At 70.3% G+C, this 12,687-nt stretch carries 10 protein-coding genes; 3 read left to right on the plus strand and 7 right to left on the minus strand.

The genetic code is table 11. The features are described from left to right. Window positions 1-200: 200 nt before the first annotated feature. On the minus strand, window positions 201-1,082 hold the full coding sequence (locus ACFVXA_RS01390; protein WP_390023389.1) for a GNAT family N-acetyltransferase: 882 nt from the start codon (window positions 1,080-1,082) through the stop codon (window positions 201-203). Window positions 1,083-1,316: 234 nt separating this feature from the next. Beyond that, on the minus strand, window positions 1,317-1,580 hold the full coding sequence (locus ACFVXA_RS01395; protein ID WP_362019410.1) for a GlsB/YeaQ/YmgE family stress response membrane protein: 264 nt from the start codon (window positions 1,578-1,580) through the stop codon (window positions 1,317-1,319). Window positions 1,581-1,812: 232 nt separating this feature from the next. Between ACFVXA_RS01395 and ACFVXA_RS01400 the strand changes: the two genes are divergently transcribed. Then, on the plus strand, window positions 1,813-3,258 hold the full coding sequence (locus ACFVXA_RS01400) for a hydrolase (RefSeq protein WP_390023391.1): 1,446 nt from the start codon (window positions 1,813-1,815) through the stop codon (window positions 3,256-3,258). Window positions 3,259-3,312: 54 nt separating this feature from the next. Here the strand turns inward: ACFVXA_RS01400 and ACFVXA_RS01405 are convergent, their stop codons facing one another. Together ACFVXA_RS01405 and ACFVXA_RS01410 are read right to left on the minus strand one after the other, a co-directional pair. Next, the gene (locus ACFVXA_RS01405) at window positions 3,313-6,039 is read right to left on the minus strand and encodes a sugar-binding domain-containing protein (RefSeq protein ID WP_390023393.1); all 2,727 of its coding nucleotides are present in this window, start codon (window positions 6,037-6,039) and stop codon (window positions 3,313-3,315) included. Between the two features lie 453 nt (window positions 6,040-6,492). Beyond that, a complete protein-coding gene (locus ACFVXA_RS01410) occupies window positions 6,493-7,692 on the minus strand; it encodes an ROK family transcriptional regulator (RefSeq protein WP_362019419.1) in 1,200 nt (399 codons plus the stop codon). Between the two features lie 181 nt (window positions 7,693-7,873). Between ACFVXA_RS01410 and ACFVXA_RS01415 the strand changes: the two genes are divergently transcribed. Further along, entirely contained in the window at window positions 7,874-9,328 is a 1,455-nt protein-coding gene (locus ACFVXA_RS01415) for an APC family permease (RefSeq protein WP_383903249.1), read from the plus strand. A 91-nt stretch (window positions 9,329-9,419) separates the two neighbouring features. Here the strand turns inward: ACFVXA_RS01415 and ACFVXA_RS01420 are convergent, their stop codons facing one another. The 3 genes from ACFVXA_RS01420 to ACFVXA_RS01430 are packed head-to-tail and all read right to left on the minus strand — an operon-like array spanning window position 9,420 to window position 11,589. After that, window positions 9,420-9,974 carry a hypothetical protein gene (locus ACFVXA_RS01420; RefSeq protein ID WP_384016847.1) on the minus strand — a complete coding sequence of 185 codons (555 nt, stop codon included), beginning with the start codon at window positions 9,972-9,974 and terminating at the stop codon, window positions 9,420-9,422. Next, entirely contained in the window at window positions 9,971-10,330 is a 360-nt protein-coding gene (locus ACFVXA_RS01425; protein ID WP_390023395.1) for a hypothetical protein, read from the minus strand. Before ACFVXA_RS01425 ends, ACFVXA_RS01420 begins: the two co-directional genes overlap by 4 nt. Beyond that, window positions 10,330-11,589: an aminoglycoside phosphotransferase family protein gene (locus ACFVXA_RS01430; protein WP_390023397.1), complete on the minus strand. Its 1,260-nt coding sequence runs from the start codon at window positions 11,587-11,589 to the stop codon at window positions 10,330-10,332. Before ACFVXA_RS01430 ends, ACFVXA_RS01425 begins: the two co-directional genes overlap by 1 nt. 169 nt (window positions 11,590-11,758) lie before the next feature. Between ACFVXA_RS01430 and ACFVXA_RS01435 the strand changes: the two genes are divergently transcribed. Beyond that, complete coding sequence (locus ACFVXA_RS01435) at window positions 11,759-12,526, plus strand: ArsR/SmtB family transcription factor (protein ID WP_389467666.1); 768 nt, start codon at window positions 11,759-11,761, stop codon at window positions 12,524-12,526. The last annotated feature ends 161 nt before the right edge of the window (window positions 12,527-12,687 follow it).

A 12,687-nucleotide genomic window follows, 5' to 3' on the forward strand; every position in this document is an offset into this window, starting at 1 on the left:
CGCGTCAACTCGGGGGCCAATACCGGGGGGCCCGGGAGGCGATGTCACATCCCGGCCCCGGCCGCCCAACAAGTCGCCTGAGGTGGTGAACGAACCCCGCAGGGCGGGGATCCGAGGGCATCGCCCGCCGCGACCCGGCCCGCCGCGACTCGGCACAACCCGACCCACCCGATCTGACACGGCCCGGTTGCCGCACGTCGTCAGAGATCGAGCTGGTGCTCCACCGCCCGGTGCGTGGGCAGATAGCCGAGCGCGTCGTTGATACCACGCATGGGGGTGTTGCTGTCGGCGGTGTCGGTCAGCAGGCCGCCGAGTCCCGGATACGTACGCCGCGCCAGGCGTATCGACTCCGCCTTCATCCAGAGCCCCAGGCCGTGACCGCGATGCTCGGGCAGCACACCGGTGCCGTAGTGCTGGCCGTCGCCCCGGCCGTCGCCGGGCACGACGAGTTCGGAGAAGCCGGCGATCGTGCCGTCCGAGCGGTCCACCACCGCGACCGTGTGGAGCAACTCCCCACGCTTCGCGACGGTTTCGGCCGCCGACACCACCCGCTCCACGTCCCATGCGACGGTTCCGTAGTCGGTGCCCTCCATCGGCATGTCGTCCATGGCGCGCCGTGAGTCCGCGAAGGTCTGCGCCAGCTCCGTCGGCACGACGCCCTCCCAGTGCGTCAACTCATAACCGGGGTGCGGCTGGTCGACGAGCGCGGTGATCCGTGCGAGATCGACGTCGGCCATCGGGAGCCGCGCGTACGTCAGCGCCAGCACCCGGCGGAAGCCGCGCGCCGCCAGGAAGAGGTCACCGGGGGACCCGGTTTCGGCCTGCGCGACCAGTGACCGGCGTCCGTCGCCGCGCGCCGCGACGACCGCCGCTTCCAGTAGAGCGCTGCCGACGCCCTGTCGCCGTTCGGCGGGGTGCACGGCGATCTGCAGCTCGGCGAGATGCTCCTGCCCCTCCTTGATGAACAGTCGCAGGAAGGCCGAGCCCACGGGGGCTCCCTCGGTCCCGGCGGCCAGCCATGCCAGCCGGCGGCTCGACGGTGTGGGCTCGGGATCGGTCAACGGCGTGATACGCGGCGGCAAGGATTCTCCGTGGCGGGTGCGCGGTGCGCGGTGCGCGGTGCGCGGTGCGGGGTTGCGGGGGGCGGGGCGAAGCTCGCAGAACGTAGCCGCGCTGACCTGCCACCCGCAACAGAATTTGATCCCGCACGTCGGCACACCGACCCGCGCCCGCACCCACCGTCCTCATGGCACCCACCGTCCACATGGGCACCCACGTCCACACGGGGCCCCATGATCGCGGGTCCTGCGCGTCCGTCAGCGGCGCGCCTTCGCCCGGTCCAGCGCCGCGACGCCCAGCGCCGCGAGGCCGATCTGGATGAGCCACTCGATCCAGTCGACCCCCTTGGTGTTGGCGACGCCGAACGCGGCGGCGACTGCCGCGCCGATGAACGCGGCCACGATGCCGACGGCGATCGTCCACAGGATGCCGATGCGCTGGCGCCCCGGGACGACCAGCCGGCCCAGTACGCCGATGATGATGCCGATGAGGATGGCACTGATGATGCCTGAGATCTCCATCTCCGCCCCTCTTGGTCGGTTCCCCCGCAGTTATGTATGTGCCCCCTTGACGCGGAGGCAGTCCGCTCCGCTTCGCGCGCCCCGGGATGCGCTCCGGCGCCCTCCTGTTCAGTCGCCATCTCGCCATGTACCGTTCAAGAATCTGTCGCGTGGTAGTAGGCCAACTCCCGTTCTACGCGCGCAGACTTGGCGCCCCCACCGCCTCTCCCCACCCCTCACGGAGGTTCGCCGGATGCTCGGATTCAGAAGATCCCGCCACAGACTCACCACGGCGCTCGCCGTGTTCGGACTCCTCGTCACGGGCGCCGCCGTCCAGGGCGCCACCGCCGCTCCCGCCCACGCGGCGACCACGCACCGGGTCCTGTTCGACAACGGCCACGCCGAGACGGCCGGCAACGCGGACTGGATCATCTCCACCAGCCAGCCCGACCCGCTCGGCCAGGACTCCACCCCGTCCGCCGAGACGGACTGGACCGGCGCCCTGTCGTCCTGGGGCGTGGCCCTGCAGAAGACCGGCAACTACAGCCTGAAGACGCTGCCTTCGGGCTCCAATCTCACCTACGGCGGTTCCGCCGCGACCGACCTGTCGAAGTTCGACGAGCTGGTGCTGCCCGAGCCCAACACGCTGTTCACCACGGCCGAGAAGACCGCGATCATGACGTTCGTGAAGAACGGCGGCGGTCTGTTCATGATCTCCGACCACACGGGCGCCGACCGCAACAACGACGGCTATGACGCGGTCGAGATCTTCAACGACCTGATGACCAACAACAGCGTCGACAGCACCGACCCGTTCGGCTTCTCCATCGACTCGCTGAGCATCAGCTCCGACTACCCGAGCGCTATCAGCGACAGCACCAACACGATTCTGCACGGCTCGTTCGGCACCGTGACGAAGAGCCTGATCGCCAGTGGTACGACGGCCACTCTCAAGCCCGCCGACAACTCGGCCGTCAAGGGCCTGCTCTACCGGACCGGTTACTCCGGCAACACCGGCGCGTTCTTCGCGACGAGCACCTTCGGCAGCGGCAAGGTCGCCTTCTGGGGCGACAGTTCGCCGATCGACGACGGCACCGGCCAGTCCGGCAACACGCTGTACGACGGCTGGAACGACACCGGTGCGACCAACGCCGCGCTCGCCCTGAACGCCACCGAATGGCTCGCGGGCGCCGGCGGCAGCGGTGGTGGCGGAGGCGGCGGCACCTGCACGGCGGCCCAGCTGCTCGCCAACCCCGGCTTCGAGTCCGGCAGCACCTCCTGGACCGCCACCAGCGGCGTCATCACCAACAGCACCAGTGAGGCTGCCCGCACCGGCTCGTACAAGGCCTGGCTGAACGGCTATGGATCGGCCAACACCGACACGCTCTCCCAGGCGGTCACCATCCCGTCCGGCTGCTCCGCCACCCTGAGCTTCTACCTCCACGTCGATACGGCCGAGACGAGCACCAGCACGGCGTACGACACCCTGAAGGCCCAAGTCGTCAACAGCAGCGGCACGGTCCTGTCGACCCTGGCCACGTACTCGAACCTGAATGCGGCGTCGGGGTACGCGCAGCGCACCTTCAGCCTCGGCACCACCTATGCCGGGCAGACGGTCACGATCAAGTTCACCGGTACCGAAGGCTCCACCCTCCAGACGTCGTTCGTGATCGACGACACGGCGCTCAACGTGAGCTGAGCACGCGAAGGGGCGGGTCCGGTTCCGGACCCGCATCCTGCCTTCCCGCTCCGCCTAGGCCGCAGGAACCGTCTGCTCGGCCGTGTTCCACCCCGATACCCGCGCCTGAGGTGCGGATCCGTGCAGATCGGCCGTCCGGTACGTGGCCGTCACGGTTGTCGACTCACCCGGCCACAGGCTGACTTGGTTGTCGGACCACTGAACCGGAAGCACCGGCTTGCCCTTGGCGTCCACGAGGTGCACATCGGTGAGGAGCGACGGCGTCTTGCCGGTCCCCGTGTTCCTGACGGTGACCGTCGTCGTGGAGGTGCCGTCCGGGCCGGCGGAGGTCGACGCCGAGGCCGAAACCGGCACCCGCGCCATGGAGTTGAGCCCCTTCAGGTCCCCGTAGCTCGTCGTGGGCGTGTAGTACCAGTCGGAATGGGCCCAGTCCAGCGTGTCGGGCTTGGTGGACAGCCAGTAGACGTTGCGGCTCACCTCCTCGCCCTCGGCGTCGGTCAGGACCAGGCGCGCGAGATAGGTCGTCGACAGTCCGCTCACCGAGGACGGCACGGTGAGCGCGGTGCTGCGCGCTCCGTCCCCGCCCACGCTCACACCGGTCGCCGTACTGTCGTACTTCTGGGTGCCGTCGGTGTTGAAGAGCGTGACGCGGGCCGTCAGGCCCGACGCTGACGCGTGCCGGCTGTTCACCACCACGACCGAGCGGTTGTCGTACGAGTACTGGATGTGCAGCGGCTCGTTGGCCTTCTTGGCGCCGAAGTAGGCGCCGCCCTGGTCGAGGTAGCGGTCCATCAACTGCCAGTGCAGCGAGGTCCATCCGCTGTTGAACATCCAGTAGACGACTCCCGTCGAGGGTTTGGAGGAGTCGGTGGCGTTGCGCCCGTATGCCTCGTACTGCGCGCGCACGTTCTCGTACTGGGCGAGCTGGGCCTTGCGTACGTAGTCCGTGAGGCCGGTCGGCGCGCCGTAGCGGCCGGTCAGGGCGGCGTCGTAGATCTTGAGGGTGGCGAAGGTCGACGAGGGTGAGCGGTGGTACTGCTTGGCGGCCGGGTTCTTCCAGAGGGTCTCCAGGTCGGCGGGGGACATCATGCGGCGCAGGGTGTCGAGGGTGGGGATGTCGGGGCCCGCGCTGGTCTCGGAGTTGAACCCGGTGGCGCCGCCCTCGCGCTTGGCGTACCAGTAGTTCGGCGGGATCCAGTCGTACGGCCCGGTCATCTTCATGCCCGAACTGCCCAACTGCGGTGAGGATTTGTCGGAGGCCGCGGCGACCACGGGGGTCGGCCAGTCGGCCGCCCTCAGCGCGTCGAGATAGCTCTTCTCGATCGTGGCGTCCGGTGCGAAGTCGCTGCCGATGAGGAAGGAGATGACACTGGGGTGGTCGCGCAGTCGCGTGGCCTCGGCGGTCATCGACGCCTTGGCGACGGGACGGTCGGCGGCGGTCCACTTGTCGCCCCGCTCGCTGCCGTTGACGTTCCCCTCCCATTTGTCGCAGCACTCCCAGCCGGGCAGCGTGAGGACGCCGTACCGGTCGGCGAGGTCGAAGAACTCGTCCGGTTCGATGTGCCCTTCCAGCCGGATGGTGTTGAGGCCAAGATCGAGCGCGTACTTCAGCCGGTCCTCGACGTACGTCCGGTCCCAGCGCAGGAACTCGTCCGGTGACCAGCCGCCGCCCTTGATCAGCAGTCTGCGGCCGTTGATGCTGTACTGCCGGGCGCCGTCGGAGTTGAGCGGCGCCTTCACCTCACGGATGCCGAAGTCCTCGTGGGCGGTGTCGGAGGGGGCGCCGGCGACGGAGGCGGTCAGGTCGAGGCCGTACAGCGGCTGCCCGCCCATGCCCGCGGGCCACCACACCTGCGGCGATGTCAGGTGCAGACCGGGGAAGTCGGCCGGGACGAAGGTGACCGTCTTCGTCTCGTGCGCGGCGAGGGGCACGGTCTTCGCGAAGGACGTCGACCCGATGGTGCCGGAGACCGTGGCCGTGAGGGCCTCGCCCGTCTCGTTGCGCGCTGTCGCCTTGACCGTCAGATCGGCCGAGGCGAGCGACGGGACGGCCAGCTCGGTCACCACGTGTGCGTCGCGCAGGGCCACCGGGCCACCACGGCGGACGAGGACGTCGCGGACGATGCCCATGTTCTCGTCGGGCGGCGGCTGGAGCCAGTCCAACCAGCCCATCGTCAGGTCCTTGTCGGGCTCATTGGGGTGGATACGGAAGGCGACCGTGTTGGTGCCCTCCCGCACCAGTGAGGTGATGTCGAGTTCGTGGTGCGTGTACGCGCCGGTCACCTCCGCGGCCTTGGCGACCCGATGGCCGTTGACGTAGACGTCGGCCGCCGAGATCACCCCGCTGAAGTCCAGATAGCTGCGCTCGGAGGTGTCGGCGACCGTGAAGTCCGAGCGGTACCACCAGGGAACCTGGAAGTCGGCCTTCGGGATCTTCTGCTGGTTGGCCGAGTAGAACGGGTCCGCGTACTTCCCGTTCGCGAGCAGTGCCGCGAGAACCGTGGAGCGGGAGCCCGCCGGGTACCAGCCGCTCGCCGGGTAGCCGGGGGACGAGACGGCCGCCGCGGAGTCGGTGACCTTCGCCGTCGACTGGATCGTGTATCCGGAGAGCGCGGTGGTGCCGCCCGGTGCGGAGCTCACGGTGGTGCCGTGGGCGCGCGGTGCGGTGGCCGGCCCGGCGTCACGGGCTCCGGCCCACGCGCTCGTGGAGAGGGAGCACAGGAGGCCCAGAGCGACGGCGGCCGTGGTGTTGCGCCGTCTTGAGGCAGGGCGGTGGAACACGGTGGTCTCCTTGGGAGGTGGGGGAGCATCCGCGCTTCGGCACTGCAAGTCCGACCGCAAGTTAGGAAACTTTACTAACTGGTCCCACAAGGTAGGGGGGCGAGTGATTCATGTCAATCACCGCCGGGGGCGAGCCTCCGTGTTGGGGCCGACCGTATGTCCCGTCGCCAGGGGGCGGGCCCAGGCCGGGGGAGCCGGACGTCCTTCCCGTCACCGGGTGGCGTGCCCGCTCGGGAACGGCCACCGTTCGTGCTGTCGGCGGCCTTGCCCGGCTCGGAAGTCGGCCACCGTTCGTGCTGTCGGCGGCCTTGCCCGGCTCGGAAGTCGGCCACCGTATGTGAGGTCACCGGGCTTGCCAGGTACGAGAGTCGCCTCGACGCCCCCACCGGAAGCGTGCCCCGCGCCAATGGACCGACAGCCACCCGCTCCGTAGGGCGGCGCGGTGAACCCCGCTCAATACGCCGACCGACGCTCGAACACCACATCACGCGCCGTCCCCAGCGCCGTCGCCACCGCGCCGAGCAGCACCGCGTCCTCACCCAGTCGGCTGGGCACGATCTTGGGGCGCAGCGGGGTGAGGGTGCGCAAGGTCTCGCGTATGGGACGCAACAGCAGATCGACGCTGTGGCCGACCCCGCCGCCCAGCACCACCAGATCCGGGTCGAGCACGGCGGCCGCCGCGGCCACCGTGTGCGCGATCCGCTCGCCCTCCAGCTGAACGGCCTGGACCGCGGCGGGATGTCCCTCGCGTGCCGCGTCGAAGACGGCCTTCGCGGTGAGCTGCCCGGTCATGCCGAAGTGCCGCGCCGCCTCGACGACGGCCACGCCCGACACCGCGTCCTCCAGCGTCTCCGGCTTCTGCCGCCCGGGCCAGGGCAGGAACCCGATCTCACCGGCGCCGCCGTGCGCGCCCGTGAACAGCCGCCCCTCGCTGACCACACCCATGCCGAGACCCGTGCCGATCATGATGTACGTGAACAGCCGGCTGCCCGCGCCGACCCCGTAGGTGTACTCGCCGAGCGCCGCGAGGTTGGCGTCGTTGTGCACCTCCAGCGGGATGCCCAGCTCCTCGCGCATCCGGTCGAAGAGCCCCGCACGACCCCACCCGGGCAGATGCATCGCGTACCGCACCCGGCGCCGCTTCTCGTCGTACACGCCCGGCGTGCCCACCACCGCGTGGGCCACCTCGTCCGCCTTGACGCCGGAGCCGGCCACGACCTGCCGGGCCGTGGCTACCACCAGTTCGGCCATGGCGCCGGAGCTGCGGGCCCGGTTGCGTACGTCGGCGCGCGCGACCACCGACCCGTCCAGGTCGGCGAGGGCCACCCGCAGCCAGCCGCGGCCGATGTCGATGCCGAGCGCGTGTCCGGCCGCGGGGTCAGGGGCGTAGAGGACGGCCACCCGGCCGCGCTCCGGCGCGTGGGTGCCGACCTCGTGGACCAGCCCCGCCGTCTCCAGGGCGGCGAGCGCGCTGGAGACCGTCGGCTTCGACAGGCCCGTCTCGCGGGCGAGTTGGGCGCGCGAGGCGGCGCCGCCGGTGCGCAGCCGGTCGAGCAGCAGCCGCTCGTTGGTGCTGCGCAGCCGTCGGCGGTTCCAGGGCTGTTCCGGCTGGTCTGCGGCGTCGACGGCGGGCATCGCACCATTCTCACGCATTCATGACACCCTCTTGACGCATCTAGTAAGGCTCCTTAACTTTATCGCCCAGTCAGCCTCGCCGGGCGAGCCAAGGGGAGCCCAGCGTCGGCCGGTCGCCCGCCGCCCTTGATCCGTCGGCCGCCGCTCGTCGTCGGCCGTCACTTCGTACCTCTCCCCGCGTCTTGCTTCAGGAGGACCCATGTCCGGCAGCCCGCCACCCACCGGCGGTTTCGTCCGCCGCGTCGGCCTGTTCCAGGCCACCGCCATCAACATGAGCCAGATGTGCGGCATCGGACCGTTCGTGACGATCCCGCTGATGGTCGCCGCGTTCGGCGGCCCGCAGGCGGTCATCGGCTTTGTCGCGGGCGCCGTGCTGGCGCTCGCGGACGGGCTCATCTGGGCCGAGCTGGGCGCGTCGATGCCGGGCTCCGGCGGGAGTTACGTCTATCTGCGCCAGGCCTTCCAGTACCGGACCGGCCGCCTGATGCCGTTCCTGTTCGTGTGGACGGCGATGCTCTTCATCCCGCTGATCATGTCCACCGGTGTGGTCGGCTTCGTCCAGTACCTGGGCTATCTCGCCCCCGGCATGGGCAAGACCACCGGGGACCTCATCGGCCTCGGCATCGTCGCCCTCGTGGTGCTCCTGCTGTGGCGGGGCATCGAGCACATCGCGCGGATCACCGCCGTGATGTGGGCGGTCATGATCACATCCGTCCTCCTGGTGATCGTCGCCGCGGCCAGCGACTTCAGCGCCGACCTGGCCTTCACCTACCCCGCGCACGCCTTCGAGCTGTCCGGCAGCCACTTCTGGGTCGGCTTCGCCGCGGGCCTGACCATCGGCATCTACGACTACCTCGGCTACAACACCACCGCCTACATGGGGGCCGAGATCAAAGACCCGGGCCGCACCCTGCCCCGCTCCGTCATCTTCTCCATCCTCGGCATCATGGCGATCTACCTGCTGCTCCAGATCGGCACCCTCGGCGTCATCGACTGGCACCGGATGACCGACCCGGGCGACATCGCCTCCACGTCGGTGGCCTCCGCGGTCCTGGAGAAGACCTGGGGCAAGGGCGCCGCCGACACGGTCACCGTCCTCATCCTGATCACGGCGTTCGCCTCGGTCTTCACCGGCCTGCTCGGCGGCTCCCGGGTCCCCTACGACGCCGCCCGCGACCGTGTCTTCTTCCGCCCGTACGCCAAGCTGCACCCCAAGCACCGCTTCCCGATGCTGGGCCTCGCGACCATGGGCGTCATCACGGCGATCGGCTTCCTCATCGGCCGCCACACCGATCTGGCGACGCTCATCCAACTGCTCACCACCGTCATGGTGATCGTCCAGGCGCTGGCCCAGATCGTCGCCCTCTCGGTGCTCCGCAAGCGGCAACCGGGCCTGCACCGCCCGTACAAGATGTGGCTCTACCCCGTGCCCAGCCTCATCGCCCTGGTGGGCTGGCTCACGATCTACGGATACGCGGACAAGAACTCCCCGGGCCGCCACCCCATCGAGTGGTCCCTGGCCTGGCTCGCCCTCGGCTGTGTCGCCTTCGTCCTCTGGGCCCGCGTCGAGAAGGTGTGGCCCTTCGGACCGAAGGAGATCACGGAGGAGTACCTGACGGTGCCGACACCGGACGTGGAACCTGCCGGTGCCTGAGCGAGGGTCCGTCAGCCCTCCGTGAGCTGCCGGTGCCTGAGCGAGGGTCCGTCAGCCCTCCGCGAGCTGCCGGTGCCTGAGCGAGGGCCCGTCAGCCCTCCGTGAGCCAGCCGGTGGCGGCCACGATCTCACGTGCGATGTCGGTCACCGCGCGGTCGTCGGTCGCCACCCGCACGGTGTCCGCGGTCGCCCGTTCGTCCAACAGTCGCGCCTTGTGGACGCTGTTCTCCAGCTCGCGCCCCAACTCAGAGCCGATCTCCCGCCGCTCGAGCCGCCCGGCGGTTGTCTCGTCGGTGGCGGTCAGCAGCACCCGTACGAGTCGTACGTCCGCGCCCAGCGCCCCCTCGAACAGACCTGCCGACTCGGCCAGCACGCTCACGGTGTTGGTGTAGACGAGACGCCGGTGGCCGAGCTCGGTGTAGTTCCCCCACACCGCTCGGAGATTGCGCTCGGTGACCCCGGCGCGGTGCGGGTCTCCCGGCGGGGCCGGATGCACCTGGCCCATGAAGTCGCCCTCGATCACCGCGTGGGCGACCCCCGCGGCCCGCAGTTGTGCCGAGACCTCCCAGCCCACGGTGGTCTTGCCGACCCCCGCACGGCCGCCGATGAGCAGTGCTTCCGCGGGGCCGGTCGGGCGGCGGGTCATCGGCGGAGCCCTCGGCTCAGCACGTCGTCGCTTTCCGGATGGCGCCAGGCACGCAGGACGACCGCCCGCCCCTTCGCCTCGCGGACGACCGGCTCGTCGTCGGCCGGCACGAAGCCGGTGGCCTCGGCGACCCTTCGCTCGCCGCGTTCCCGTTCTGGATACACGGCACCACGCGGCGCCCACCGACCCGACGGTTCGCGCGGTCCACCGCGAGCCGGACCGCGCGGGTCGCCGGCCCGCGCCCCCGCAAGCGCGACGAGTTCCGCCACGCCGTCGGCGGACCACGCGCGCGGCTGAAGCCCCGGGCCGTCGATGCGCAGCGGCCAGGAGAAGTCGAACGTCGGTCGGCTGCCCATCAGTTGATCGTGCCGCGCGGAACGGGCGGTGGCCAAGAAGGCCCCGTGAGGTGCGGGCTCGGCTTCCTGGCGCAGCGCACCGCCGCGCGGATCACGACCGCCGGATCGCCTTGGTGGTAGGGCCGTTCCGAAGGCTCGATGCCCTCGAGGAACTCCTGGTAGCGGACGGCGTACGTGAGATGGGCGAGCGGCTCGGCGAGAGCGAGGGCGCGCGCCGGGTCGGCGGCGGGGACCCGCTCCTGCCACGCCTCGATCCAGGCGCGGGCGGCCTGCGGACGGCGCGACTCGGGAAGGAAGTCCTGGGCGCGCAGTCCGTCCAGGACCGGGCTGCCCCAGTGCGCGTCGGCGAAGTCCACGACCACGGGAGGACCGCCGTCACCGCGCCAGTTGCCGGGATGGAAGTCGCCGTGCACGAGCGTGTCGGGCAGCCCGCACTCGCTGAGGAGGTCCCAGCGGTTCGTCAACTCGCGGGCCGTGGCCAGATCTTGAGCACTCAGCTCCCGCGCGACCGGTCCGTCCAGCAGCTCGTGGACCCGTGCGACGAGAACCGGCGCGCGCCAGTCCCGGATGCCCGGCGGGCGCCCCGACGCTCCAGCAGCGAGCGCGGCCTGCGCCGCCACGAAGCGCTCCATCATGGCGGCCACCGTGTCCGACGACGCCTGCCAGCAGTCCTCCCCGGGGATGTGCTCCATCAGCACGCGGTGCTCACCGGAGCCGACGAGCGTCGCGACCAGACCGGGGTCGACGCGCGCGAACGCGCCGACGACCGTGGCCTCGTCGGCCGCGAAGCGCGGTGTCGTCTTGAGCCAGACCGTGCCCCGGGCGGTCGGCAGGCGGAAGAGCCCGGCCAGGTTCCATGTACGGCGCTGCTCGACCGGTCCGGTCACCGGCCGTCCCGCCGAGGCCAGCGTGTCGCTCGCCCAGTCGAGCAGGTCGCGCAGACCGTCGGCCCGCGCCCATGGCGATCGCAGCACGTGCGGCTCTCGCAACAAGCCCTGATCGACGGGCCGTTGCTCCAGCAACCGCGCCTCCGGACGCCCCAACGCCTCGACGTGATACGTCACATGGCCGTCCCGCCCGCCCGCGCCACCCTCCACGTGCAGGAGACGCAGGACGAGCACCGGAACGCCGAGCGCCCCCTCCAGGCGGCCGACGACCGGCTCCACCTCCGACCACCACGGGATGTCCACGGGGAAGGGGCCGATGACACCGAGGAAGTCCTCGCCCGAAGTCACGCACGCGCTCACCGTTCTGCTCACGGCGTCAGTGTGAGGGGCGGCGATCGTCCCCGGCGAGTGAATATCCCGGCTCCCGGCGGCCCGTTCGACGTACACGCGACGCGTTTCGAGCAGCCCCCAGTGGGTCCGGCTTGACATGCAAGTAACTGCCTGCATAACGTTGGGTGTGCGATCAGACAGCGACTCCGCGATGGATCAGGTCTTCAAGGCGCTGGCCGATGGGACGCGAAGGCGGCTCCTCGACCGGCTGCACGAGCACAACGGGCAGACGCTCGGAGAGCTGTGCGAGCGCATCGACATGACACGACAGTCGGTGACCCAGCATCTGGCCGTCCTGGAGGCCGCCAACCTCGTCAGCACCGTGCGGCGGGGCCGGGAGAAGCTGCACTACCTCAATCCCGTGCCGCTCCATGAGATCCAGGAGCGGTGGATCGACAAGTTCGAGCGCCCGCGGCTGCGCGCGCTCAGCTCCCTCAAGCGACGAGCCGAGGACACCATGACCGACAAGCCGACCTTCGTGTACGTCATCTACATCGAGAGCACACCCGAGAGGGTCTGGGACGCGCTCACCGACGCCGACATGACCGCCGCCTACTGGGGCCACAGCAATGTCTCGGACTGGAAGCCCGGATCCCGGTGGGAACACCGGCGTACGGACGGCTCGGGCATCGCCGACGTGGTCGGCACCGTGGTCGAGAGCGAGCGCCCCACCCGGCTGGTGACCAGCTGGGTCGCGCCCGATGAAGAGGGTCAGGAGGACAAGTACTCCCGGGCCACCTTCGACATCCAGCCGCACGGCGACATCGTCCGGCTCACCGTGACCCATGAGGATCTCGCCCACGAGGCCATGCTGAGGGACACGGCCGCCGGCTGGGCCGCGGTCCTTTCCAACCTGAAGTCGTTCCTGGAGACCGGCAGCCCGCTGCCGCAGGAGCCGTGGCTGATGCCGAGCCGTTGAAGAACGGCAACGGCGAGGCCGGTCCGCGCACGGCGGGCCGGCCGGGTTCTTCCCGCAGCCGTCGGCTGAGATGTGCGGTCATCTGCCGCATTCATGCAGCCTGGGCTGCTGACCTGCGAATCCTTCCGTGCTGCCGGGCCCGCGCCCGGTCGCCTGGTGCT

Source organism: Streptomyces sp. NPDC058246 (genome assembly GCF_042881985.1).
Taxonomy (GTDB): domain Bacteria; phylum Actinomycetota; class Actinomycetes; order Streptomycetales; family Streptomycetaceae; genus Streptomyces.